Origin of the sequence: Piscinibacter gummiphilus (assembly GCF_032681285.1) — a bacterium.
GTDB lineage: Bacteria > Pseudomonadota > Gammaproteobacteria > Burkholderiales > Burkholderiaceae_C > Rhizobacter > Rhizobacter gummiphilus_A.
Genome location: NZ_CP136336.1, coordinates 4,323,765 through 4,349,059 on the forward strand (window position 1 = coordinate 4,323,765; position 25,295 = coordinate 4,349,059).

Sequence of the window (25,295 nt, forward strand, 5' to 3'; positions counted from 1 at the left end):
GCATCGGCATGGGCCGCCCTGCCCTGTTCCTCGACCGTGATGGCGTGATCAACATCGATCACGCCTACGTGCACAAGCGCGAAGATTTCGATTTCGTCGACGGCATCTTCGATCTCGTGCGCACGGCGCGCGAACGCGGCTACCTCGTCTTCGTGATCACCAACCAGGCCGGCATCGGCCGGGGCAAGTACACCGAGGGCGACTTCCACCTGCTGACCGACTGGATGTGCGGCGAGTTCGCCTCGCGTGGTGCACCCATCGACAAGGTCTACTTCTGCCCGTACCACGCCGAGCATGGCATCGGGCACTACAAGGCCGAATCCCCTTTCCGCAAGCCAAACCCCGGGATGATCCTGCAGGCGGCGCAGGAGTTCGGTGTCGACCTGGCGACGTCGGTGCTGCTGGGCGACATGGAGACCGACATCCTCGCCGGTGCCCGCGCAGGCGTCGGCAGCACGTTGCTATTCCGCCCGCCCGGCCATCCGCAGCCGGAGGTCACGCAGGCGCACGCTGTGGTTGCAGCACATGCCGAGGTGGAGGCCTTCCTGCCCCAGCACGTCGCCGCCTGATCCACCACGCTCCATGAAAAACGGCGCCCCACCAGGCGCCGTTTTCGTTTGAGGGCCAGCGCTTCAGCGCTTGACCTTGTCGGCATAACCCCGCGGGTACTTCTGGTGCCAGGCCCAGGCCGTCTCGACCGTGCGCTTGATGTCGTAGAACTCGGGCTTCCAGCCCAGCTGCGTCTTGAGCTTGGTCGGGTCGGCCACCAGCGCCGGGGCGTCGCCCGGACGGCGAGCCGTGACCTGCAACGGGATCTTCTTGCCCGTCACCTCTTCGCAGGCGCGGTGCACTTCCTTCACCGACTGGCCGTTGCCGGTGCCGATGTTGAACACCTCGGCCGTCGTCGGCGTGGTCGCCATGATGGCGAGCATGTGCGCCTGCGCCAGGTCATCGGTGTGCACGTAATCGCGGATGCAGGTGCCGTCGGGCGTGGGGTAGTCGTCGCCGTAAAGCATCAGCTTGTCGCGCTGGCCGAGTGCGACCTGCAGCAGCAGCGGAATCAAGTGCGTCTCGGGGTCGTGGGCTTCGCCGAACTCGCCGTCACGGTCGGCACCCGACGCGTTGAAATAGCGCAGCAGCGTGAAGCCCAAGCCGTAGGCATGCGCGAAGTCGCGGATCATCCATTCGACCGCCAGCTTGGTGCGCGCGTACGGGCTGCAAGGGATCTGAGCCGCGGTCTCGTTCATCGGCACCACCGGGTTGTCGCCGTAGGTGGCGCAGGTGCTGGAGAACAGCATGCGGTTGACCTTGGCCTCGCGCATCGCACGCAAGAGGCTCAGCGTGCCGGCGATGTTGTTGTTGTAGTGGTGGTCGGGGTTGGTCACCGACTCGCCCACGTAGGTGGCCGCGGCGAAGTGCATCACGGCTTCGCTGCCGTGCTCCTTCATCACCTTGGCGAGTGCAGCGGTGTCGGCGATGTCGCCCTTCACCAGCTTGCCCGCGGGCACGGCGGCTTCATACCCTTCGGAGAGGTTGTCGAACGCGATGGCGTCGTGGCCTTCGGCCAGCAACTTGCGCAGGCACGCGCTGCCCACATAACCCGCTCCGCCCGTCACCAGCACTTTCATGTCTTGTCCTCTTGTGAAATCAGTTGAATCGCCCCGCGAAGACACGCGGTGCATCGGCACGCGCGGCCTCCAGTGCATCGAGGTTGCCGATGTCGCGGTGATAACCCTCGTGCACGTGGCCTTGCATACGGCCGACGAACTTCGGCAGCACGTCGAAGCCGAGGTCGAAGGCCTTCGCGTCGGCCATCTCGCGCCACGCATCCGCGGTCACGGCATACACGCCCGCATTCGCCAGGTCTGACTTCGGTTCCGCCGGCTTCTCGACGAAATCCACGATGCGCCCGCTCCCGTCGACTTCGGCAATGCCGCAGGCCTTCGGGTTGGGGGCATGGAACAGCAGCATCGTCATCGGCAAGCCGTGTGCCCGGTGGCTGGCCATGAAGGCCGGCACGTCGAGGCTCGACAGGTTGTCGGCGTAGACGATGAGCACGTCATCGGCATCGTCGGCCCAGGCGCGGTTGTGCGCCACGGTGCCCGCCGAACCGAGCAGCACCGGCTCATAGGCCTCCACCGCATTGAAGCCTTCACGCTTCTTGGCATCGAGGAACGCCCGCACGGCCTCGGGCAGGTGATGGTTGTTGACCAGCACGTCGGTGATGCCGGCATCGCGCAGCGCCTGAAACCAGTAATCCAGCAAGGGCCGGCCGGCAATTTCAACCAGGCACTTGGGCACAGTGTTCGTCAGCGGGCGCAGGCGCGTGCCGAGGCCTCCGGCCAGCAGCACCGCCTTGGATTTGCGCTGGCTTGTGTTCACGCCTTGTTGACGTCGCGCACCACGTTGAGCGCGGCCATCTGCTGGTTGCAGTAGTCGAGGATCTGCGCTGCGTTGTCCGCAGTGGAGAGCCACGCCTTGTAGGCCTCGACACTCTCGTGGACGGTGCGCGTCGGCTTCCAGCCGAGCGACTTCAGCTTGCTCACGTCGGAGCAGATGTGGCGCGTGTCGCCGAAGCGGAACTTGCCGCAGGGCGCGGCCTGGTAGCCCTTGGCGCCGAAGACTTCCGCCACGACGGTCGCGAACGAGGCGACCGTGTGCGCCTTGTCGCCGCCGACGTTGAACATCTCGTAGTCCGCACGCTCGTCGCGCAGCACGAGCAGGTTGGCGTCGACGACGTCCTGCACGTTCACGAAGTCGCGCACCTGCTGACCGTCTTCGTAGATCATCGGCTCGCGACCCAGATGGAAGCTCAGCGAGAACACACGGCAGGCGCCGCTGTACGCGTTGTAGAAACTCTGGCGCGGGCCCTGCACGATCGAGTAGCGCATCGCCACGCTCGGGATGCCGTAGCGCTTGCCGAGCGACAGCGCCACACGCTCCTCGGCAATCTTCGACAGGCCGTACTGGTTCTGCGGGTTGGCGACCGTCTCGTCGGTCGGCTGCCATTTGAGCGGTCCGGTCGTGCCCTTGGGCGCCTGCACCTCCCACACGCCACGCTCGAGTTGCTCGGTCGGGCGGATGTCGGGCAGCACCGGCTTGCCGTTGGCATCGTGGTACAGGCCCTCACCAAGCGCCGCCTGGCTGGACGCCACGATCACCTTCTTCACCGGCAGCTTCTCACGCACGATCAACTCGTAGATCAGCGCGGTGCTGGTCACGTTGACGTCGAAGAAGCGGCTGAAGGTGGGCAGGTAGTCTTGGAAGGCGGCCAGGTGGTAGACGTAATCGCTGCCGCGCAGCGCGTCGAGCAGCACGGCTTCGTTGCGGACGTCGCCCTTGATGAATTCGATGCGCGGGTCGAGGTAGGCCGGCTTCGCGTGGCCGGGGTGCACCGGCTCTTCGAGCGAGTCGAGCACGCGCACCTGGTAGCCCTCGCGCAGCAGCGCGTCGGCGGTGTGGGAACCGATGAAGCCGGCGCCGCCGGTGATGAGCACTCGCACTTGGCCGTTCCTCTTATTGGTTGTGCAGCAGACGCTGATGGTCGCTGATGAAGATGACGCGACCGCCGCGGCGGTCGATGTCGAGCGTCAGCTCGCGCGGGTTGCCCAGCGCATCGCGGATCAGGTTGTGGCGCTCCTTGGGCGCAACCAGCAGCAGGAAGCCACCACCACCTGCGCCCAGCAACTTGCCGCCTTGCGCACCCAGCTTGCGTGCCTGCTCGTACCAGGCGTCCACGCGCTCCATGCTGATGCCGAAGCCGAGCGAGCGCTTGAGCTCCCAGCCCTGGTGCAGCAGCTTCGAGAACTCGTCGAGGCCGTTGGCGCCGGTGATGGCCACGCGCATCTCCTGCGCGAGGTCGCGCATCGCGCGCAGCACCGGCATGCGGTCCTTCGTGCCTTCGCTCTGGCGCTTCAGGATGCCGTCGGCATCGCGCTGCTGCTCGGTGTAGAGCAGCATCATGCGGCTCGACAGTTCCTTCATCGTCTCGGCCGGAGCCGGCACCGGCTCCACGTCGACGGTGTCGTCGGGGTTGAAGCGGATGTAGTTCAAGTTGCCGAAGGCGGCGGCGTACTGGTCCTGCTTGCCGATCGGCTTGCCGAGGATGTCGATCTCGATCCGGCAGGCCTGCTCGGCGACGTTCTTTGCGCTGACGATCTGGCCCTTGTAGGCATAGAGTGCCTGCAGTAGACCGACAGTCAGCGAGCTCGACGAGCCCATGCCCGTGCCCGCCGGCACGTCGCCCACGGTGGTGATCTCGATGTGGCGGCCGAGGCCGGTGATCTTGAGCGCCTCGCGCACCAGCTCGTGCTGGATGTCGTTGACCGACTCGGCGATCTCCACCTTGGTATAGGCCACACGCGCCGTCTTCTCGAAGCGCGGGCTCACCGTGACGTACATGTGCTTGTCGATGGCCATCGACAGCACGGCGCCGTATTCCTGGCGGTAGAAAGCGGGCAGGTCGGTGCCGCCGCCGGCAAAGCTCACCCGGTAGGGGGTCTGCGAAATGATCATGTCGTCACCCTGGTTGGTGTGGCCGGGCCCGTGCTGCGCTGGCCCGGGGCCGAGGCAGCCAGGCTCTGGCGGAATTTCTCGATCAAGGGCTCGAGGCAGTTGTTCAGGTCGAAGGTCTTCTTGAGCAGTCGCTGGCCGTTCTCGGACAGGCGCGCGGCCAGTGCGGGGTCATGCATCAAGCGGGCCATCGCATCGGCGAGCTGCGCCGGCTGGTTCGGCTCGACGAGCAAGCCGGTGTCTTCATGCTGCAGCAGGTCGGGGATGCCGACGAGCCGCGTCGAGATCGCCGGCAGACCGCTCGCCATCGCTTCCATGATCATCTGCGGCAGGCCGTCGACGTCACCATCGCTCGCCCACACGCAGGGCAGCACGTAGACGTCGCCTTCGTGCATGAAGTCGACGATCTTCTCCTGCAGCAAGGCCTTGCCGGTCACGCTGATGCGGTCGGCGAGGTTGAGGCGCTTGATCTGCGCGTTGAGTTCGGCTTCGAGCGGGCCGCTGCCGCCGATCACGCATTCGAACCTTTCGCCGCGGTCGACGAGGATCTTGCAGGCATCGATGAGGTCCGAGAAGCCCTTCTTCTCGACCAGACGGCCCGACGAGACGATGCGGTAGACCTTGTTGGGGTCGCGCGCTGCCGTCGGGGGATAGAACCACGAGAGGTCGATGCCGCAATAGGCGATCACCAGCTGCTCGGGCCGCGCACCATGCTTCAGGTAGAAGTCGCGGTGGAAGGTGGAGATGCAGATGATGAAGTTGGCTCGCTCGATCTTGTCGAGCAGAGCGCTGCGGTTGCGGAACAAGTCGGTCGCATGCCCCGTCCAGCTGAACGGCGCATCCAGCAGCCAGGCGCCATACATCGCGATCGTGCCGCAGGAGTTGATCCACTGCGAATGGATCTGCGAAACCTTGCGGCCGCTCTTCAGGATGCCGGTCGCCCAGTGCACCGCCACCACCAGATGCGCGATGCCGGCGAGCCGTGCGCGCACATGCTCGCGCCGGCCGAAGAAGGCATTCCACAACGCCGAGAAGAAGCGACCGCGGAAGCGCAAGGGCGCAGCCAGCAAGGAGAAGAACATCGCCACCAGCGGCAGCGGGTACATCAGCTCGGTGCGGCGGTTCATCGCCACCGCCCAGTCGGAGTCGTGCAGCAGCTTGTCGGGGGCGCGCATCGCGTGCAGCGCCACCGGGATGCCAGCCGCTTCGACGCGGCTCAGCTCGTTGGCAACCCAGGCGTTGCCGATGCCGTTCTGCGTGACGTAGTGGATCACCGGAACGTCACTTGCGCTGCTTCAGGTAGAACGCGAGGATCGATCCCGCGGCCATGTGCATGTCTTCGATCACGCCGTACTGGTCGCTCTCGACGTGGAAGCAGATGTCGACGTCCTTGCGAAGCTTGCCGCCGGTAAAGCCGGTGAGGCCCACGGTGGTGGCGCCCACGCTCTTCGCGTAGTCGTTGGCCTTGAGCACGCTCGGCGAGTTGCCCGAGCCCGAGATGATGACCACCAGGTCACCCTTGCCGCACAGGTTGCGCAGCTGGCGCGCAAAGATCTCGTCGTAGCCGAGGTCGTTGCCGATGGCCGTCATGAAGGCGGTGTTGTCGTTGAGCGAGATGCAGCGGATGAGCGGCTTGTTCACGCGCTCCGCCGTCTTCGACCAGTCGGTGGCGATGTGCGAGGCAGTGGCGGCCGAGCCGCCGTTGCCCATCACGAAGATGGTCTTGCCCGACTTCTCGACCTTCTCGATGGCCTTCGCGATCTTCTCGAGCGCGGCGTAGTCGAAACGCTCCCACTGCTCGAGTTCGCGGTCGCGGTACCACTCGGCGAAGGCACGCACCGACAGGCCGCCGGGGCCCGTGCCCGTCATGTTGGAAGCCGCGAGGCCCGGCGTCTTTTTCTCCTGGATCTTCGGGGCTTTGGACTTGGCATTCGCCTGCTTGCTCATGACGTTCTTTCGCTTCTGTGTGTGGATCGGGAAAGCTCGAAAGATTGTATTGGCGGGATCTCTCGGAACCCTCTGTCGGCAGCACTCGCGGGCCCCCCTAGGTGAGCGGGGACCAACAGGCAACCCGCGACATTCCGCACACGCCGCGCGCGATGCGCCGCTCGTCACGAAGGTTTCATGAAGGGTACGAAGAGATCGGCCTGCTGCTCGATCCACAGCGGGTCGAAGTGGCTCTCGTCGTAGTAGATGGGCCGCTTCAACGCTTCGTCGTACACGCGGCACGAGGTCTCGTTGCACAGGCGACCTCGCAGGCTCACGCGGTGAAAGCCCGGCGTCGACCCGAGCCCCTCGAACAAGGGTTCCATCCAGCCGGTCTGCGCCCGCAGGGTAGCCACCGGCAGGCTCAGACGCACCTGGCCGTACCAGAACTGCTCGCGGGCCACACGGTCGGCCACACGCAGGGTGGATTCGGGCGCACTGTCAACGAGCACGACGGTCTTGCCCTGCGCCAGCGTGGCCATCACCGCGGCGCGCAGTTCATCGAGCACCACGCGCTGCTTGGCCGACAGCGAGGCCGGCTCGGTGCAACTTCCGCTGGCCGACAGATGGCAATACGGCGCACCAGCCAACCCGATGGTGGCCCACCGCGCCGCGACGACCACGCTGTCGTAGGGCTCGTGCTGCGCCTTGCGCCAGGCCTCGGCCGCGTACTCCGCGCAGTGGTAGCCGGGCTGCGTGCGGCGCAGGTTCGGCACCGGCGGGCACTCGGCCGCGGTGTAGAAGTCGACCGAGCCCGGGCTGTGCGCCACGAACCAGGCATAGAAGTGCTCGGCATGCGAGTCGCCGATCACCAGCACGCGGGCGGGTGTGTGCTTCTCGATGCGGCAGGGCTTGATCTCCTGCAAGGGCTTCTTGTAGTTGCTGCAGGCATCGGGAAAGTAGCGTGAGTTCACCGAGGCCCAGTACCCGTCGTAGGACTCGCCACGACCCGGCTTGCGAAACGGCAGGCCTGCGGTCGCCAACACGGCGAACGCCACCAGGCCGGCCACCGCCATCGTCGCCATCGGTGCCGCCACGCTGCGCAGCCAACCTGCCCCGCGGTGCTTGAACGGGCGCTCGACGAAGGTGTACGAAGCCCAGCCCAGCAACACCGAAGCGCACGCGATGGCCGCGGCGCTGGCCCACGGGTAGGCCTGCGGAACGTCGGTGAGGCGCAGGCCGATGATGAGCGGCCAGTGCCAGAGGTAGATCGAATACGACCACAGGCCGAGGCCTTGCAGCACCGGGTGGCGCAACACGCGGTTGTCGGCATCGGCCCACAACACCATCGCCGTGCCGAGCACTGGCAGCACGAGCCAGGCACCGGCGCCAACGGTGCGCACGCGCGCGGCGGCGATCAGCAGCGCGCCGACGAGCACCAGTGCCAGGCCGAGATGGCTGACCCACGGCCGCCAGCGGCCGGCAGCGGATGGACGCGCGAGCAGTGCCACCAGCGCGCCCGCCAGCAACTCCCACATGCGCGCGGGCAACAGGAAGAAGCCACTCTCCGCCGCCCGGCGCGACAGCCACAGGTGCCACACGAGCGACGCCAGCAGCAGCAACGCCACGCCCGCCACGGCGAGCGTCTTGCGGCGTGCCGGTGGCGCCCAGCGCGTGATAACGATCAGCAGCAGCGGATACAGCAAGTAGAACTGCCACTCCACCGAGAGCGACCAGGTGTGCAGCAGCCACAACGAATCGCCCGCATGCGTGATGTAGCCGCTGTGCGCGAAGAAGTAGTGGTTCGACACGAACGCCAGCGCACGCACGCCCTGCTCGGCCAGTCGCTGCATGTCGAAGGGCGGCAGCCACGCCGCACCGGCCACGAGCAGCAGCAACACCAGCGCAGCCAGCGCCGGCCAGATGCGCGCGGCGCGGCGCGCGAGGTAGTCGGCGTAGCTGAAGCGACCAGCGTCGAGCCGACGCCACACCATCTGCGTCATCAGGTAGCCCGACAGCACGAAGAACACGTCGACGCCGATGAAGCCGCCGGTCGCCCCCTTGATCTGCAGATGGAACGCAACGACGAGCGCGACTGCCAGGCCCCGCAGCCCGTTGAGGTCGAGCCGGTAGTCGTCTCTGGCGGGGCTCATGCGGCGCGCGAGACGGGCGCCAGCCGGTCGAGCAGCGCGACTAGACGCTCGCGCGCTTCGAGCCGGGTGAAGGTGTGGTCGGCGTCGGGCACGAAGTCGAGCGACGCGAGCTGGCGTTCGATCAGCCGATCGATCGCGCTCCCACCCTGCTTGCGCAGCAGGTCGTAGCCGGGTGCACGCGCCGCAAAGACGAAGCGAAGGCGGATCCCCTGCCGCACCGCTTGCGAGAGCTCATCGGCCAGGTCGTCTTGCAGCGGGATGCGCAGCCGCCGCGCCAGACGCAGCAGATACGGCTCGATGTGCCCCCAGGTGCGCCTGAGCCCGACCTGCACGATGACACGCGCGTCGAGCTGCCCGCGCAGCAGCTTGAGCCAGGGCTCGCGGGTGAAGACCTTGTCGCGGTAGCGCGAGGTGAGTTCGGCCAGCTCGTAGTCCTTCACGTCGCGCAGCGTGTCGCCGTCATGCCAGAAGTAGGTGAGCGGGTTGATCACGGTCGACGAGACCACGGGCTGCCCCGCCACCGCCGCCTTGAACGCGTGGTAGCCGCCCGAGCACAGGCCCAGCAGGTGGCACTCGTCGGCGCCCAGCTCGCCGCGCAGGTAGGCCAGCGCGTCGGTCACGTCCTGCATCGCGTGGGCGGAGTAGACGACGTTCTCCGGCGCACCGGGGCGCGCGGGGCTGTCGCCCACGCCCGACAGATCGATGCGCAGCACCGTGACGCCCCGTGCGGCCCACTGGCGCGCGAGCCGCGTCCACAGGCGGTTGGGGCCGATGTGATGCACGGCGCCGGAGTTGAGCATCAGCACCGCCGGACGTCCGCGTTGCGGCAGCGTGCCTTCGGGTTCGGTGAGCACGCCGAAGATCGCCGACGACGCGCTGGTGGCGATGTGGACCGGCCGCTCCGTGACTGCGTCAGCGGGAAGCCGCAACACCTCGGCGCCGGCAGACGCCACCGGCACGACGGGGCGCAGCGCGAGCGCGTCGTCCCACATCTGCACACGCCGGATCACACCCTCCATCATGAGTTGTGGCGGCACGGTGCGCTGCGGGTCCTGCATCATGTCGGCGTAGCCAGGCAAGCGCTCGACCTGCACGTCCGCGCCGAGCGCCTTGAGCGAGGTCTGCCAATCGAGACCGTCTTCGAGGTCGTCGCGCGGAATGATCAGCACGCGCGGCGCGGGGGCCTTGGGCAGGCGGCGCAGGTCGAGCTGCGAAAGGTGCTCTTCCGTCGCGCGTGTCATCACGAACCCGGCCGATTCGAGCACGTCGGCCCGAGATACGGCGGCCGTGCTGCCGCCCTGCCCGAGCATCGTCAGTTCGCGGATGTAGCCGCGCCCTCGCACCACCGGCGCAATGCTCACGAGGCCCCCCACGTCGTCGCGCCCCATGCCCGCCAGGGCCGCGAGCGTGGCCCCGAGCCGCACGCCGAACAGCACCACCTGTTGCACGCCACCGGCCGCCTTGAGGGTGTCGATGGCGGCGTTCACGCCGGCCAGCCAGCGGGCCGGCACGTCGGGCTCGAATTCGTCGCCTTCGGAATCGCCACAGCCGGCATGGTCGAAGCGCAGGCTGGGCCAACCTGCCGCGCTGAAGACCATGGCGAACTGGCGCAGGCTGCGGTGGGCGCAGACCTCCTCGAAGCCGAAGGGGTTGCACACCACCACGCCGAGGCCTCGCCGGGCTTCCGGCGCCGGCAGGTGCAGCCAGCCGAAGAGCCGAGATCCTTCCGGGCCGAAGTACAGGGGCTGTGCCGGCAGTGGCTTCATGTCGGCACCACGATGGGCACGGGGCTCCTGGCGTTCAGTGCCCACACCCAGCCCTTCAAGGGGCGGCCCGTGGAGGCGCCGGTGCGCTGCAGCGCCAGCGAGCGAGCGGCACCTGGCGCGAGGTGGAAGTCGTTGTCGACCGGGAGGTGCTCGTCGAACTGCACGTGCACATGCTGCGCGGCATGTGTGGTCGCCAGCAGCAACTCGCGACGTTCGGGCTCGTAGCGTGCGCTCAGGCCGAGGTCGTCACGCACCGGCAGCATGGGGCCGGCCGGGAAGTGGAAGGCTTCGCCGACGACCTGGCCGTCGGATGCCTTCAGTTGCGCATGCACCAGCGTCACGGGCGGCGGCCCGAATCGGTAGGCATACGACACGTCGGTGAACCCGCCCAGGTGCTGCGCCAAGGCGATGCTGGCGTCACCCCGCGCGGCCACCGCAACCGGCAGCGTGGCCTCTTCGACGAGTGCGTCGCCGTTGCCGTAGAGGCGCAGCGAAAGTTCGCCCGCGAGCGGCTCGGCGCGCTCGTTGACGAGGTGCACGGCCACGCCGTTCACCCCTTCGTCGGTGATGAGCACCGCCACCGGCTGCAGCACGCGGCGCAGCGCATAGAAGCAGGCCTTGGGCAGGCCGGTGTCGTCGACCAGTCCCCAGCCGGCACCCGCCCACAGGTCGCGCAGGAACCAGACCAGTGCGCCGCCGCAGCGCGAACCGGGACGCCGCCATTCGGTGAAGGCCGAGGCCATCACCTCGCCCGTCACCACGCGGCTGAGCGCGAGGTAGCGCTCGTGGTCGACCGAGCGCAGTTGCACCGGGTCGACCTTGCAGAGCGAGGCGAGGTAATGGTCGCGCACGTCTTCGAAGTCCCAGCCGGCGTTGAGGTCGCGCGGCGTGCGCTCCTTCCAGCCGGGGTGGTGCACGCGCAGGCCGAGGCCCCCCGGCATGCGGGCCACGGTGCGCTCGTCGGGCATGTTGGCGAAGGCCAGGCACTCGGTGGCAAAGCTCAGCGCCGACCGGCGCGCGTCGTCGAGCGGCCGCAGATAGGCCCCCACGCCGTAGTACGACGCAGTGCCGGCGTTCGCCTGGTGCGGAAATGCACCGCCATGCGCGCTCGACGGCCAATAGGGCACGCCCGGCAGTGCCGCTTCCACCGCCTCGCGCAAGGTGGTGTGAAAGAGCGCCGGCGCCCACAGCTCGCGTGGCGCACCCCACATCGCCGCCTGCTGCTCGCCCTCGCTGTTGCCGCAGACGACGGCCACGCAGGCGCGGCCTTGCCAGCGGGCCGTCTGCTGCGCCACCTCGGCGCGCACGCTGTCGAGGAAGGCCTCGTCCTGCTCGGGGTAGTCCATGTTGGCGAACATGAACTCCTGCCACACCAGCATGCCGAGTTCGTCGCAAGCGTCGAAGAAGGCGTCGCCCTCGTAGACCATGGTGCCGCCGACGCGCAGCATGTTCATGCCGGCATCGCGGGCCTGTTGCACCGCGGCGTGCAGTGCTTCGTGGCTGCTCGTGAGCGAGACCACGTCGAGCGGCGTCCAGCAGGCGCCGCGGCAGAACACCGGCACACCGTTGACCTTCAGGCCAAAGCGGCCATCGGTGGTGTCGGCTTCGATGCGTCGAAAGCCAACGGGGCGAAGACCGTGGGTGGTGGGCCCCGGGGCGTCACGCCGCTGCGCGATCAGCCTCGCGTCATAGAGCGCGGGCTCGCCGTGGGTATGGGGCCACCACAAGGCCGGCCGCTCCAGGGTGAGCGTGCCCTCGAATCGCCCGTCGACGATGGTGAGGGGCAAGCGCCAGAGCTCGCCGCCCCGGCTCAGCTCGAGTTCGATGCGTTCGATCTGTGCGTCGGCGAGATTGCCCAGCCCCCCGTGGACACGCACCTGGCCGCGGCCTTCCGCGTCGACGCTTGAATGCAATTGCGGGCGCAGTCCGCCGAGCGGATCGCGCCGCTCCCACCAGATCGCGCCCACCGGCCCGACCGGCGCGGCCGGCGGCGACCAGCCCGGCGTGCGCCCGAGCAAGGTAGTGCGGTGCCAGCGCAGCTGCTGCTGCGGGACCATCGGCACGCGCCAGCGCGGCCGCGGGCGCTTGGCGGCCAGCAGCGTGTCGAGCGCATGAAAGCGGATGTCGAGCTGGTTCTCACCCGGCACCAGTTGCGATGCGACTTCGCATTCATGCGAGAGGAACATGTTGCTGCTGTGCAAGACGGGCTGGCCGTTGAGCCACACGTCGGCCACCGTCGCCAGACCGTCGAAGCCGAGCCAGAACGGCTCGCTGTCTTCGAGCGAGGGCGGCGTGAAGCGGGTGCGGTACCACCAGTCCTCGGAATCGAAGCGGCGCGCCGGGCCGTCGAGCGACCAGCGGCCCGCATCGCGCATGAGGGCGGCGGCCGTGCCGACGTGGGGGGACGTGAGCCACTCGCCGGGGGCGAGTGCATCGAGCTGCGTCGGGGAAGTAAAGCGCCCGGGCGCGGTGGCGCAGATCTGCCACATCCCGCCCAGCACGACCCGTTGCGGGTGGTCCTGGGCTGCGGGCGTCATGTCACGGGTCAAGCGTGCGTGAGTTCGGCAACCGCGTCGCGGATGGAAGCGACGCTCGTGAAGACACTGCGCTTGAGCATGTGGTCGGCGAATTCGATGTCGAACGCGCCTTCGAGCGCCAGCATCACGTTGACGCTGGCGTGCGAGGTCATGCCGGCCTGGTAGAGATCGGTCGTCAGGTCGATCTGATCGACGGGCTTGCTCAGGCGAGCATGGTCGCGCAGCACTCCCCGGATCTTGTCTTCTATTTCTTCAGCCGTGTTCATGTCGTACCTCAAAGAATGTGCGTTGTAGTAGTTCGTGAAGGCGTGTCCAGCAGGGCCGTCACCACCGCCGCAGCGAAATCGCCGTCGTGGCTCAGGCTGAGGGCGATCTCGCTGACGCCCAGACGCTCGACCTCGGCGGCCGCGCGGCCATGCAGCGCCAGGCAGCACGCACCATTGGGCAATTTGCGGACCTCGATGTCCCGCCAGGCCACACCCGCTTCGGCCAGGTCGAACGCCTTGATCGCCGCCTCTTTCGCCGCGAAGCGCGCGGCCAGCCGTTCGGCGGCCTGCCCTTCGCCGGACGACGCATAGGCGATCTCGTCATCACTGAATAGACGTTGAGCGAAACGGGGGCCAAACCGTTCCATCGATTCGCTGACGCGCCGGATGTCGACCACGTCGAGCCCGACACGCATCCGCGCCGCCGCGGGCGTTGCGACATCGAGTCGGGAGATGGCGTTGGACATGGCGAAAACGATCCTGCAGGACACTGCTGTTGCTTAGCATGGGCGATCCTGCCCGGTCATGAAATCCCCTTCATGGAGGGGGCCATCGGCATTGGGGGTAGCAAGTTCTGATGAGGCTGTGACGTACTGCACGCAAGCCTTACCGGCGCAGCCATCATCTGCGGGATGCGCCGGTGCGATACGCGGCGCTATCCTTGCCTGATGACGCCGACAAAGGCCATACCGCCGCTTCCATGACCGCACCGACACCCCGCTTCGAGACCCTGCTCAACGCCACGCGCGAGGTCAGCAACACTGTGGCGGCAAGGCATGCGGCAGACGTCGATGCGCAGGCGCGCTTCCCGGCGGAAACCGTGGCCGCACTGCGCAGCGCTGGCGTGCTGAGTGCGCCGGTGCCGCACGCCTTCGGCGGCGCCGGCTGCACGATGCAGGAGCTGGCCCAGCTGTGCGCCACCGTGTCGCAAGGCTGCGGCGCGAGCGGCATGGTGCTTGCCATGCACTACATCCAGGTGGCTTGCGTGGCGCGCCACGGTGCCGACGATCCTTACTTTGCCGAATACCTGCGTGATCTGGTCAAGTTCCAACCGTTGCTGGCGTCGATGACCTCCGAGGTGGGCACCTTCGGCGACACCCGCTCCAGCATCTGCGCCGTCGAACGCCACGGCGCCCGCTTCTCGCTCGACAAAGACGCGACGACCGGCTCGTACTGCGCGCATGCGGATGCCATCCTCGTGACCTGCCGGCGCGATGCGCAGGCACCCAGCAGCGACCAGGTGCTGGTGCTCGTGAAGCGCGAAGACGCCACCAAGCTCGAGCAGACCACCACCTGGGACACCCTCGGCATGCGCGGCACCTGCAGCCCGGGCTTCCGGCTCGAATCGTCAGGGCCGATCGAGCAGATCGTGCCCGGCTCGTTCGCCGACATCGCGGCCGACACCATGGTGCCGTACTCGCACATTCTGTGGTCGGCGCTGTGGTGGGGCATTGCCGCCGACGCGGTCAACCGCGCCGCGACCTATGTGCGTGGCGAAGCGCGCAAGAAGCCCGGCACCGTGCCGCCGACCGCCACGCGCCTGGCCGAGGTGTCGGCGCAATTGCAGGGCATGCGCCAGCAGTGGCAGGCCTCGGCCCAGGCTTTCGATGAGGCGAGCCGGCAGGAGCTGCTCGACATGGGCTGGGCGCTGCGACTCAACAACCTGAAGATTGCCTGCTCGGAGGCTGCACCGCAGATCGTGCACCGCGCGCTGCAGATCGTGGGTGTGCTCGGCTACAAGAACGACTCGCCCTTCTCGCTCGGGCGCCACTACCGCGACGTGCTGTCGGCGTCGCTGATGATCTCGAACGAGCGCATTGCGGCGAAGAGCGCCTCGATGCTGCTGGTTCACAAAGACACCTTGGGCATCTGACGTGGTCTACGACATCGACACCTTCTACCAGGGCCTGGTCGAACACGGCCTGATCCTTCCGACCGGCATCCGCGGCGGCTACGGCCGCGGGGCGGTGTTCGAGAAGATCCTGCGCGGCTTCAACGAGCTCGTCTCGCGCACCGCCGCCGACGATGGCGCCGAGGAGCTCATGTTCCCGCCCATCGTCGCGCGCCAGCTGATCGAGAAGGTCGGCTACATGAACAGCTTCCCGCAGCTCGCCGGCTCGGTGCACAGCTTCTTCGGCAACGAGTCGCAGGCCCGCGAGATCACGGCACGCACGCAGGCCGGCGAACGCTGGGAAGACCTGCTCGACATCACCGAGGTGATGCTCACCCCCGCTGCCTGCTACCCGGTCTATCCGATCTTCAGCGGCCTGCTGCCGCAAGGCGGGAGACTGGTCACGGTGCTGAACTGGGTGTACCGCCACGAGCCTTCGGACGAACCGACACGCCTGCAATCCTTCCGCATGCGCGAGTTCATCCGCGTGGCGAGCAACGAAGACGTGGTGCAGTGGCGCAACGACTGGCTGCAACGCTCGCTCGACCTGCTGCGCGGGCTCGGCCTCGATGCCAGCAGCGACGTCGCCTCCGACCCCTTCTTCGGCCGCGCCGGCAAGATGATGGCGGCCAACCAGGTCGATCAGAAGCTCAAGTTCGAGATCCTGGTGCCGGTGATCTCGCAAGAGAAGCCGACCGCGATCTGCTCCTTCAACTGGCACCAGGACCACTTCTCCGGCAAGTTCGGCATCCGCAACGCCGACGACACGCTGGCCAGCACTGCCTGCCTCGGCTTCGGGCTGGAGCGCGTGACGCTGGCGCTCATCAAGACGCACGGCTTCGACCCCTCGCAGTGGCCCGAGGCGGTGCGCCAGCAGCTCGCGCTGTGAGCACGCCGCGAGCCTGCACCCTGCCCGGCCTGTCGCCCGAGGGCTATGCGCGCCACAGCCTGCACGGCGAGGAGCGGGTCTGGGTCGAGAAGAACTGCTACGCCGATGTGTGGATCGAACTGCTCCACTGCCTGAAGCTCGAGCCGCTCGCGCTGATGCCCTTCACGCTGGCCGCCGACTTCGAAGGCGACCACTGGACCTTCTTCAAGCCGCCCCTGCCCGACCTGCAAAAGCTCTACGGCATCGACGTGCAGGAACTCAACGTCTGGCGCCCGCTGATCGAGCATGCGGCCGAGCACCTGGCAGCCGGAAAACTGGTGAGCACCGAGGCCGACGCCTTCTGGCTGCCCGACACCGCCGGCACCGACTACCGCCAGCAGCATGTGAAGACCACCATCGTGCTCAACGATCTCGACGTGGCAGCTGAGCGCCTCGGCTACTTCCACAACGCCGGTTATTACCGGCTCGAGGGCGAAGACTTCCGGCAAATCTTTCAGCCTCGCGAACTGCCGCTCTACGCCGAGCTCGTGCGCCTGGACCGGCTGCGGCGGCACACGCCTGAGGTGTCGGCCGAGTTGTCATGGCAACTGCTCAGGGAGCACTTCGCCTGGCGTCCGGCGAGCAACCCCGTCGAGCGATTCGCCGCGCGGTTTGCGAACGACCTGCCGCAATTGCACGAGCGCGGCCTGGCGCACTATCACGCGTGGGCCTTCACCACGGTGCGCCAGCTGGGCGCGGCCTTCGAACTGGCCGCGGCTTGCCTGCGCTGGCTGCAGCCGCATCGGCCCGAGGCCCCGCTTGCGGCCGCGGCGGATCAGTTCGACGTGATCGCGCAGGAGAGCAAGGCACTGATCCTCAAGGGTGCACGGGTCGTCAACGCGCGCCGGACGTTCGATGCCGGGCAGGCCCTGGCACCGGCAGCCCAGGCCTGGGCACAGGGCATGGCCCTGCTGGAACCTGCTCTCGGTCGATCCGAAAGTTAAGGCTTCTTCAGCGAGGCCAGCACCGCCTCGGCGATCACCTTGTGGCCGAGCGAGGTGGGGTGGCCGTCGGACGTGGGCGGGTAGATCTGCACGTGCTGGCGCACCTGCTCCTCCATCGCCGCGGTCGGGTCCACATAGGCAATGCCCTTGGCCTGGAAGGCCTGCAGCAGCTCCGTCTTGTTGGCCTCTTCCAAGTCGCACAGCTTCAGGTGCGCCGGCGGCAGGCTGGCCTTGGTGGACTTGAGATAAGCACAGTAGATGCGCTCGCGCGTGGGGATCAGCACCACGCGCAGCGGGATGCCCTGCTTGTCGGCCTCGTCCTTGATCGCGGCGAAGGCGCGCTTGGTGACCTCCATGCCCTCGCGCACGGTGGGCTGCGTCTGGTCTTGCGCCGATGCGCGCTGCTGTGCGGTGAAAACCGTCTTGATGTCGGGCGCGGCCGGGTCGGACCAGCTCATGCGCTCGTCGGGCGTCATCTTGTCGGCGAGCTTCTTCTGCTCGGCCACCGCGAAGGGTGCAAGCACCGTGGTGCGCAGCAGGCCGTAGAGCACGCTGTGGCGCGAGAGCCAGTCGCGCAAGGCACCGCCCCGCTTGGTCGGCTTGGGCGCGGCTTCGCTTGGTGCCACCGCGGGTGCCACGGCGGGTGCGGAGGCTGCACCGCTCGGCCGCCAGTTGGCCCAGTTCGGCAGGTTCTGCGGCAGCATGGCGGCGTCGATGAAGTCGTTGCCGAAATAGAAGCTCACCAGCAGCTGCTTGGGTTTGAACTGCTTGGCCTGGTGGCCGGCCAGGTGCAGGTACTGCAGCGGGCCGTAGCCGCCCAGGCCCATGTTGTAGACGCTGTCGCCACTCAAGGCGGCAAGTTGCTGCGGCCAGGCGCCGTCGCGCGGCGCACCGGAGCCGTAGGTCATCGAGTCGCCGATCGCGACGATGTTCGCCTGCGCCGGGACCGAACGGTTGCGAAAGCCCAGCTCGTCGTGCCCGCCGGCACCGGGTGCGAGCTTGTGACCGAGGTACGCATCGGGCACCGGGTCGACGTTGAGGAAGTCGGCCGCGTCGACCACCAGGCGCGAGGCGCCTTCAGCCAGCACCACGGACACCGCGATCGCCACGGCCGCGAGCCCGGCAGACTGCAGCTTGCTCTTCAAGGAACTCATCTTCCTGCTTTCCAAATGAAAAAGGCGGCCACGCGGGCCGCCCAGTTCGCTTCGACGCTCAGTCGAGTTCGAAGGCCGTTTCGTAGTTCTGCTTCAGCGACGGGTCCTGCTGCTCCTTGCGCAGGTAGCAGTTGCCGACCGCCAGCACATCGAGCTCCGTGCCCATGAAGCAGCGGAACGCGTCTTCCGGCGTGCCGACGATGGGCTCGCCACGCACGTTGAAGCTGGTGTTGACCAGCACCGGGCAACCCGTCTTGCGCTCGAAGGCCGACAGCAGGCCGTGGTAGCGCGGGTTGACGTTCTTCTCGACGGTCTGGATGCGCGCCGAGTAGTCGACGTGCGTCACCGCCGGGATGTCAGAGCGCGGCACGTTGAGCTTGTCGATGCCGAAGAGCTTCTGCTGCTCGGGCGTCATCTCGAGCCGGCGCGACTTGACCACGTCGGCCACCATCAGCATGTAGGGGCTGTCGCCGTTGAGCTCGAACCACTCGGCCACCTTCTCGCGCAGCACCGAGGGTGCAAACGGGCGGAAGGACTCGCGGTACTTGACCTTCAGGTTGAGCGTCTTCTGCATCGAGGGCGAACGCGGGTCGCCGATGATGGAGCGGTTGCCGAGCGCACGCGGGCCGAACTCCATGCGGCCCTGGAACCAGCCCATGGCCTTGCCTTCGGCGAGGTCGGTGGCCGACGTTTCGAGCAGCGCCTCATCCGACAGCGTCTCGAACTTCGCACCGGCGGCCTTCAGGCGGGCCTCGATGTCGGCCTGGTCGAACTGCGGGCCGAGGTAGGAGCCACGCATCTTGTCGCCGTCGACCGTGCGCGGCTGGTCGAGCTGCATGTGATAACCCACGAGCGCCGCGCCAAGCGCACCGCCCGCGTCACCGGCGGCCGGCTGCACGTAGACGTTCTTGAAGCGCGCATCGCGCAACACCTTGCCGTTGGCCACGCAGTTGAGCGCCACGCCGCCGGCGAGGCAGAGGTTCTCGATGCCGGTCTCCTCGCGCAGCGAGCGCGTGAGCTTGAGCACGATGTCTTCGGTCACGGCCTGCAGCGAGGCGGCCAGGTCCATGTGGTGCTGCGTCAGCGGTTCGCTCGCCTTGCGCGGCGGGCCACCGAACACCTTGGCGAACTTGTCGTTCGTCATCGTGAGGCCGGTGGCGTAGTTGAAGTAGCTCATGTCCATGCGGAACGAGCCATCGGGCTTGACGTCGATCAGGTGCTTGTAGATGAGGTCGACGTACTTCGGCACGCCATAGGGCGCCAGGCCCATCACCTTGTACTCGCCGGAGTTCACCTTGAAGCCAGTGTAGTACGTCATCGCCGAGTACAGCAGCCCGAGTGAATGCGGGAAGTGGATCTCCTTGCGCACCTCGAGCTTGTGGCCGCGGCCGATGGCCACCGAGGTGGTGGCCCATTCGCCCACGCCGTCCATCGTCAGCACCACAGCTTCTTCGAAGGGCGATGGGAAGAACGCGCTGGCCGCGTGGCTCAGGTGGTGTTCGCTGAAGAGCAGTTCGCCGTTCCACTTCTTGTCGGCGTCCATCTTCTTGAAGGCGCCTTGCAGCAGGTCCTTCAAGAAAAGCTTCTCGCGCAACCACAGCGGGATCGACATGCGGAACGACTTGAAGCCCAGCGGCGCAAACGCGAGGTAGGTTTCCAGCAGCCGCTCGAACTTCAGGAAGGGCTTGTCGTAGAACACCACGCGGTCGATGCCTTCGAGGCCGACACCGGCGCGCTTCAGGCAGTACTCGATCGCGTGCGTGGGGAAGCGCGCGTCGTGCTTCTTGCGGGTGAAGCGCTCTTCCTGTGCTGCCGCGACGATGACGCCGTCTTCCACCAGCGCCGCAGCGCTGTCGTGGTAGTAGGCCGAAATCCCGAGAATGCGCATCGTCGGCTCAGAACAGGGTGTAGATGAACGGGGCCACGGCCGATCCCTTGGCCAGCACGATCAGCACGCCCAGGAGCGCCATCATCCCGAAGATCGGCCACAGCCACACCTTCTTGCGGGCGCGCATGAAGGCCCAGAGTTCCTTGATCATCGACATCGTGTGTCTCCCTAAATTCAGAACTGGTTGGTCATCGACTGGGGCGGCGGGCCGGGAGGCTCGCGATCGATCCAGTACGACTTGGCATTGGGGTCGGCCTTCAGGCGCATCGGGTCCTTGCCGGAGAGACGCATCAGCAAGCCGATCGGCGTGAAGACAAGGTAGAAGAGGATGCCCAGCGCAATCGGGCTCACGATCTTTGCGAGCAGCAGGCCGAACTTCATCCACAGGCGATTGGGCACTGCAAGGATGCTCGGCACGGTGAAGGCGACCACTGCAAACGCGGCCGACACACCCACCGACCACCAGCGCACCGCGCCCGAATGCAGGAGCGGCAGGAATGCAACGATGAGGAAGACGACCGCAAACACGATGCCGAACGAGCGATCGGAAGAGCCCTCGACCTCTTCTTCGCGGGTCAGGTCTTCATGGGACATGCAAGCACTCCTGGAGGTCTGTTTTGAGCGCAGCGAGTGTATCCCGCTGCCTCTGAAAAGCTTGTTGCAGCGCGGCTCGAAACGAGGGGGTTCCCCCCCGAATACGGGCCCGCTCGGCATGCGATAAGTCACGCATCGGCGCAGTGCGTCGGCACTGCCTTCTGCACCGCTTTGAACTACTTGTATTCGATCAATCGGGCCGTCTGACCCGAGAGGCGCAGCCTCAGGAACTTGAGCTGCCCCGCCACTTCGGCGAACTTGCCGAGCACCATGAAGAAAGCGCGCGCGGCACGGCCTCGAGTCGAGCCAGCCGAGGCCACAAACACACGCAGCATCTGCACCGGGTAGAGCAAGAGCAGCGCAAGGAGCCAGGGGCTCACGACCACAGCACCCAGCACGGCCACGAGCGGGATCACGAGGCCCCAGATCCAGGTGCGGCGCGACTCCACCACACGGTGACGCTCGGGCGGCTTGCCGTGCATGTGCGCACCTTCGGCGAAGGTGTAGCCCGCGCGCATGGAGCGCTTCCACCACTGGCTGAAATGGAACATCGCCGCGTCATGCAGCGTCATCTCGGCGGCAAGGCGCCAGACCTTCCAGCCCTTGGTGCGCATGCGCACGCACAACTCCGGTTCTTCTCCGGCGATCAGCTTGGGGTTGTAGCCATCGACCGCGACGAGCGCCGCGGCGCGGATCATCACGTCGCCACCGCAGGCCTTGGTCTGGCCGGCGGCGGCCGAGCCCCATTCCTGGTCGCACAGCAGGTTGTAGATCGAACGCTCGGGGTAACGCTCGCGGCGGCGGCCGCAGACGGCGGCCACGTCGGTGTGGCTCTTCAGGAACTCTTGCGCAGTCGAGAGCCAGGCGGGATCGACGGCACAGTCACCGTCGACGAACTGGATGAACTCGATGTGCGGCGCGAGTTCGAGCACGCGGCGCCAGCCGGCGTTGCGCGCGAGCGCTGCGGTGAAGACCACGTCCTTGGGCAGCGTCACGACCTCGACACCCTTGGACTGCGCCATGGCGACCGAATCGTCGGTCGACCCTGAGTCGACATACACGACGACTTCGGCCGTGCCGACCACCGAGTCCAAGCAGGCGCGCAGACGCTCGCCTTCGTTGCGCCCGATGGCGACAACCGCGACACCCGGAAGGCTCATGACTGCGCCTGCTCGGCAGCCGCCGGGCGTTGCAGTTTCCAGAGCGTGTCGTCGACGAGCTTCCAGCCGTCCATGCCGCCGCGGCACAGCAGCTTGAACATCCACATGCTGTCGCCGCCTTCGACTTTCACCCGCGGCAGGCGTGCGAGCCGTGCACCCCGGCGCAGCACGCCGTGCTGGGCGATGAAGATGCTGTCGTAGCCGCATTCGCCCAGCACGCGCTCGGTCATCGTGCTCTCGTCGGTGCGCATGCCGAAGGGGTAGGCGAAGCTGCGAACCGGCGCACCGATGCATTGCTCCAGCAACTGCTTCGACCGGATGCCTTCTTCGCGGGCCTGTTCGACATCGAGCTTGGCAATCGAACAGTGGTGATGCGCATGCGACCCGATGGTGATGCCGGGCACCTTGGAGAGTCGAGCCACCTCATCCCAGGTGAGGTAGGGCTCGCCGGAGACACTCGTCGTGCCCATGAAGCTCGTGGTCATGTAGGCGACCGCGGGGATGCGATGACGCTGCAGGATAGGTGCGGCGACATGCAGCCAGCTGCTGAAGCCGTCGTCCATCGTGACGAGCACGGCGCCCTCGGGCAGGTCGATCTCGCCGCGCACAAACCGTTCCACCTGGTCGAGCGATACCGCGAGCTTGTGCTCCGCAAGCCAGCGCATCTGCTCTTCGAAGGCAGCTGCACTCACGCACCACGGGTCGCGCACCGCATCGCCGAAGCGGTGGTAGGTGATCACGCGGATGGTCGTCGTGCCTCGGCCTGCGAGGCGCCGCAGTGCGAGCGAGCCACTGACAAAACTGCCCAGCACCATCGCGGTCCGGGCAGTTTTCTTGACGATCCAACGCAGGGCGGAAATGGTCATGGGTGTCGTATGCGGTCGTGGCGCCTGTCATGGCGGAACAGCCAGCTGCGCACGATGCGGCCGAGGAATTTCGGGTTGCCGATGAGGTAGCGGCCCGCCTTGTGTGGCTGGCGGCTCAGCAGGTGCAGCCATTCGTAGCCGAGCTTGCGCACCCACCTCGGCGCACGCACGAGGTCACCGACCCAGTAGTCGAACAGCCCGCCCGTCGCCAGGCACAGCGGCACGGTCAGCTGGTCAAGGTGATCGTGGATCCACTGCTCCTGCTTGGGGTTACCCATGCCGACGAGCATGAGGTCGGCCCCCGAGGCGTTGATCTTTTCGATCACCTTGGCGTGGTCGTCGGGGCCAAGGTAGCCGGTGTGGTAACCCGCGAGCGTCCAGCCCGGGAACATTTCCTGTGCGCGCCTGGCCGCAATCTCGATGCGTTCGGGCGTGTTGCCGAGCAGGAAGTAACGCAGCCCCTGGTTGGCCCAGCGCTGGAACATCAGCGGCACGAGATCGGTGCCGTTGACGTTGTCCTTCAAGGTCACGCCGTGCAGGATGCGCGAAGCCCAGCGCACGCCAGTGCCGTCACCGAACACCCGGTCGGCCGACTGCAGCACCGCGCGGTAGGCGGGGTTGTCGCAGGCATTGTTGAGCGTGTGGGTGTTGACGAAGTACACCGAATGCGCGCGGCGCGGCTGCTCGTAGAGCATGTTCTGCAGCAGGCCGAGCGCATGCTCCATCGTCACGTCGGTCACGGGCACGCCAAGCACCGGCAGGATGCTGCTCTCGGCCGGCGGCGGCGCCGGCACGAAGACCGGCGACAGCGCACCGGGCACCGTGGCGATGTCGTGGGGGCTCATCGGGTTCATGCGACGGCCGCCGATTGCGAGAGCGATGCCAGCAGCGCCTTGCGGTCGACCTTGCCGTTCGCGTTGAGGGGAAATTCGGAGACCAGGCGCAGCTCGCTCGGGTGCATGTAGGGCGGCAAGCGCGAGATCACGCGCTGGCGGATGGCATCGACGTCGGCCGCGTCCGCCCCCAGGAAGCCGACGATGCCGTCGGCACCACTCGCGCTCACCGGCCAGCCGATGGCGATCGCGACATCGACACCGGCTTCCTGCCGCATCACGGCTTCGATCTCGCCAAGCTCCACACGGTAGCCCTGGATCTTGATCTGGTTGTCGATGCGCCCGAAGTAGACGAGCGGCTGGCCCGGCAGCGGGCGGCGCACGCGGTCGCCCGTGCGGTAATAGACCTCGCTCTGGCCCGAGGGTACGACGAAGGCGGCGGCCGTGCGGTCGGCGTCCTTGTAGTAGCCGAGGGTCAACTGCGGGCCGGTCATCAGCAGCTCGCCAGGTTCGCCCACCGGCACTTCGCGCAGCTGCTCGTCGGCCACCAGCACCTTCATGCCGGGATACGGCTCACCGATGGGCACGACACCCATCTCGGCCTGCGCGGGAGATGTCTCGTTGTCCCAGCGGTAGAGCGTGCAGGCGATCGTCAGCTCGGTCGGGCCGTAGAGGTTTTCGATGACCGATTGCGGCGCGGCCTCGGCCCACTTCTGCACGATTTCGACCGGCAGCGCTTCGCCGCAGAAGAGGCTGAAGCGCAGGCCCGGGTACTTGCCCGGCTTGAGCATCTTGAGCTTGTTCATCAGCACCGCCGTCGACGGCACCGAGAACCACATGGTGATGCCGCAGTCGGTGATGTACTTGCCCGGGAACATCTTCTGGCCGTTCGTGGGGGCGCACAGGCAGGCGCCACGTTCCCAGCAGACGAACATGTCGTGCACCGAGAGGTCGAAGGTCAGGTCGAAGGTCTGCGAGAAACGGTCGTGCTCGGTGACACCGTAGCGCTCAACCATCGCATCGACGTACGGCACCGCGTTGCGGTGCGCCACCATCACGCCCTTGGGCTGGCCGGTGCTGCCCGAGGTGAAGAGCAGATACGCGATTCCGCTCGGGTCCACCGGGCCTTCCGTCCAGGCGCTCCCGTCGACGAGATCGGCCTTGCCGAGGAAGCGATGCTGCGGCCACACGGAAGTCAGCTCGCTCACGTCATCGTGATCGGGCAGCAGCAGCACCAGCGGCCGCTCGACGCCTTGCAGCACTTCGCCAAGCTGCGCCGCGCCGTGGGCATCGACGATCAGGCTCTGGCACTCCGAACGGATCAGCATGCCGCGCGTGCGGTCGGTCGGGAAGCCGGGGTTCAGCGGCACATAGCCGTGGCCGCGGAAGAGCCCGCCCAGCACACCGGCATAGGCCGTGATGGAGCGGTGCGCGAACACGGCCGTCAGCGCAGGCTCGCCGGCCGGCGCGTGCTGCTGCAGCGTCTGCGCAAACGAGGCGGCACGGGCACGCAGCTCGCGGTAGCTCAGCACCAGCCCGTCGAGCTGCAGCGCCGGCCGATCGCCGTTCCGTGCTGCCGACTGGAGGAAGCCGCTGCGGAGGCTGCGTGCGTCGTGGGGCATCAGGCCACCTGGGTGAAGAACGCCGTGTACAGCGTGTTGATGCTGGTGAAGACCGCCGGCTCGATGTCGTCGGTGTCGATGTCTTCGCCGCGCAGGCTTTCGATGAAGAGCACGAACTCGACGATGTCGAGCGAGGACAGGATGCCCTCCTCGAGGATCTTGGTGTCGTCGCTGAAGTTCGCCTTGCCCGGGGCCTTGGAGTGCTTGACGATCCAGTCGCGGAGCCGGGCCCTGATCTCTTGTTCTTGCATGTGT

General features: G+C 67.1%; 24 protein-coding genes. 4 read left to right on the forward strand and 20 right to left on the reverse strand.

Features of this window, described 5'->3' with window-relative positions:
* Positions 1-8 precede the first annotated feature (8 nt).
* Complete coding sequence (locus RXV79_RS20395) at positions 9-569, forward strand: D-glycero-alpha-D-manno-heptose-1,7-bisphosphate 7-phosphatase (RefSeq protein WP_316699939.1); 561 nt, start codon at positions 9-11, stop codon at positions 567-569.
* A 63-nt stretch (positions 570-632) separates the two neighbouring features.
* Here RXV79_RS20395 and galE read toward each other — a convergent pair whose 3' ends face one another.
* From galE to acpS, 11 genes are all read right to left on the reverse strand, one after another.
* A complete protein-coding gene (galE, locus tag RXV79_RS20400) occupies positions 633-1,628 on the reverse strand; it encodes a UDP-glucose 4-epimerase GalE (protein ID WP_316699940.1) in 996 nt (331 codons plus the stop codon).
* Positions 1,629-1,647: 19 nt separating this feature from the next.
* A complete protein-coding gene (locus tag RXV79_RS20405) occupies positions 1,648-2,382 on the reverse strand; it encodes a nucleotidyltransferase family protein (RefSeq protein ID WP_316699941.1) in 735 nt (244 codons plus the stop codon).
* Positions 2,379-3,503, reverse strand: coding sequence for an NAD-dependent epimerase/dehydratase family protein (locus tag RXV79_RS20410; RefSeq protein WP_316699942.1), 1,125 nt, complete (start codon positions 3,501-3,503; stop codon positions 2,379-2,381). Before RXV79_RS20410 ends, RXV79_RS20405 begins: the two co-directional genes overlap by 4 nt.
* 13 nt (positions 3,504-3,516) lie before the next feature.
* Positions 3,517-4,515, reverse strand: a complete 999-nt coding sequence (locus tag RXV79_RS20415) for a GHMP family kinase ATP-binding protein (RefSeq protein ID WP_316699943.1) — start codon at positions 4,513-4,515, stop codon at positions 3,517-3,519.
* Positions 4,512-5,786 (reverse strand): glycosyltransferase family 4 protein, encoded by a 1,275-nt coding sequence (locus RXV79_RS20420; protein WP_316699944.1) that lies wholly within the window; start codon positions 5,784-5,786, stop codon positions 4,512-4,514. The genes RXV79_RS20415 and RXV79_RS20420 overlap by 4 nt, the downstream gene beginning before the upstream one ends.
* Before the next feature lie 7 nt (positions 5,787-5,793).
* A complete protein-coding gene (locus tag RXV79_RS20425) occupies positions 5,794-6,459 on the reverse strand; it encodes a D-sedoheptulose-7-phosphate isomerase (protein WP_316699945.1) in 666 nt (221 codons plus the stop codon).
* Positions 6,460-6,623: 164 nt separating this feature from the next.
* Entirely contained in the window at positions 6,624-8,591 is a 1,968-nt protein-coding gene (locus RXV79_RS20430; RefSeq protein WP_316699946.1) for an acyltransferase family protein, read from the reverse strand.
* Positions 8,588-10,357: an alpha/beta fold hydrolase gene (locus RXV79_RS20435; protein ID WP_316699947.1), complete on the reverse strand. Its 1,770-nt coding sequence runs from the start codon at positions 10,355-10,357 to the stop codon at positions 8,588-8,590. Before RXV79_RS20435 ends, RXV79_RS20430 begins: the two co-directional genes overlap by 4 nt.
* Positions 10,354-12,894 (reverse strand): glycoside hydrolase family 2 protein, encoded by a 2,541-nt coding sequence (locus RXV79_RS20440; protein WP_316699948.1) that lies wholly within the window; start codon positions 12,892-12,894, stop codon positions 10,354-10,356. The genes RXV79_RS20435 and RXV79_RS20440 overlap by 4 nt, the downstream gene beginning before the upstream one ends.
* Positions 12,895-12,902: 8 nt before the next feature.
* Complete coding sequence (locus RXV79_RS20445; protein WP_316699949.1) at positions 12,903-13,160, reverse strand: acyl carrier protein; 258 nt, start codon at positions 13,158-13,160, stop codon at positions 12,903-12,905.
* 8 nt (positions 13,161-13,168) lie between these two features.
* On the reverse strand, positions 13,169-13,627 hold the full coding sequence (acpS, locus tag RXV79_RS20450; RefSeq protein ID WP_316699950.1) for a holo-ACP synthase: 459 nt from the start codon (positions 13,625-13,627) through the stop codon (positions 13,169-13,171).
* Positions 13,628-13,860: 233 nt separating this feature from the next.
* Here acpS and RXV79_RS20455 point away from each other — a divergent pair, with 233 nt between their 5' ends.
* Genes RXV79_RS20455 through RXV79_RS20465 form a run of 3 tightly spaced genes read left to right on the forward strand, consistent with a single transcriptional unit; the run spans position 13,861 to position 16,923 of the window.
* On the forward strand, positions 13,861-15,033 hold the full coding sequence (locus RXV79_RS20455) for an acyl-CoA dehydrogenase family protein (RefSeq protein ID WP_316699951.1): 1,173 nt from the start codon (positions 13,861-13,863) through the stop codon (positions 15,031-15,033).
* A gap of 1 nt (position 15,034) precedes the next feature.
* Positions 15,035-15,940: an amino acid--[acyl-carrier-protein] ligase gene (locus tag RXV79_RS20460; RefSeq protein ID WP_316699952.1), complete on the forward strand. Its 906-nt coding sequence runs from the start codon at positions 15,035-15,037 to the stop codon at positions 15,938-15,940.
* Entirely contained in the window at positions 15,937-16,923 is a 987-nt protein-coding gene (locus RXV79_RS20465; RefSeq protein ID WP_316699953.1) for a DUF1839 family protein, read from the forward strand. Before RXV79_RS20460 ends, RXV79_RS20465 begins: the two co-directional genes overlap by 4 nt.
* Here the strand turns inward: RXV79_RS20465 and RXV79_RS20470 are convergent.
* From RXV79_RS20470 to RXV79_RS20510, 9 genes are all read right to left on the reverse strand, one after another.
* Positions 16,920-18,077, reverse strand: a complete 1,158-nt coding sequence (locus RXV79_RS20470) for an SGNH/GDSL hydrolase family protein (RefSeq protein WP_316699954.1) — start codon at positions 18,075-18,077, stop codon at positions 16,920-16,922. The two genes, RXV79_RS20465 and RXV79_RS20470, sit on opposite strands and share 4 nt — an antisense overlap.
* A gap of 58 nt (positions 18,078-18,135) precedes the next feature.
* Positions 18,136-19,965 carry a carbamoyltransferase family protein gene (locus tag RXV79_RS20475; protein WP_316699955.1) on the reverse strand — a complete coding sequence of 610 codons (1,830 nt, stop codon included), beginning with the start codon at positions 19,963-19,965 and terminating at the stop codon, positions 18,136-18,138.
* 7 nt (positions 19,966-19,972) lie between these two features.
* Positions 19,973-20,122, reverse strand: a complete 150-nt coding sequence (locus RXV79_RS20480) for a DUF5989 family protein (protein WP_296728208.1) — start codon at positions 20,120-20,122, stop codon at positions 19,973-19,975.
* A gap of 17 nt (positions 20,123-20,139) precedes the next feature.
* Positions 20,140-20,559, reverse strand: coding sequence for an SxtJ family membrane protein (locus RXV79_RS20485; protein ID WP_316699956.1), 420 nt, complete (start codon positions 20,557-20,559; stop codon positions 20,140-20,142).
* A gap of 176 nt (positions 20,560-20,735) precedes the next feature.
* The gene (locus RXV79_RS20490) at positions 20,736-21,719 is read right to left on the reverse strand and encodes a glycosyltransferase family 2 protein (RefSeq protein ID WP_316699957.1); all 984 of its coding nucleotides are present in this window, start codon (positions 21,717-21,719) and stop codon (positions 20,736-20,738) included.
* The gene (locus tag RXV79_RS20495; protein ID WP_316699958.1) at positions 21,716-22,585 is read right to left on the reverse strand and encodes a polysaccharide deacetylase family protein; all 870 of its coding nucleotides are present in this window, start codon (positions 22,583-22,585) and stop codon (positions 21,716-21,718) included. The genes RXV79_RS20490 and RXV79_RS20495 overlap by 4 nt, the downstream gene beginning before the upstream one ends.
* Entirely contained in the window at positions 22,582-23,439 is an 858-nt protein-coding gene (locus RXV79_RS20500; protein WP_316699959.1) for a WecB/TagA/CpsF family glycosyltransferase, read from the reverse strand. The genes RXV79_RS20495 and RXV79_RS20500 overlap by 4 nt, the downstream gene beginning before the upstream one ends.
* Entirely contained in the window at positions 23,436-25,040 is a 1,605-nt protein-coding gene (locus RXV79_RS20505) for an amino acid adenylation domain-containing protein (protein ID WP_316699960.1), read from the reverse strand. Before RXV79_RS20505 ends, RXV79_RS20500 begins: the two co-directional genes overlap by 4 nt.
* The gene (locus RXV79_RS20510; RefSeq protein WP_316699961.1) at positions 25,040-25,291 is read right to left on the reverse strand and encodes a hypothetical protein; all 252 of its coding nucleotides are present in this window, start codon (positions 25,289-25,291) and stop codon (positions 25,040-25,042) included. The genes RXV79_RS20505 and RXV79_RS20510 overlap by 1 nt, the downstream gene beginning before the upstream one ends.
* Positions 25,292-25,295: the final 4 nt, after the last annotated feature.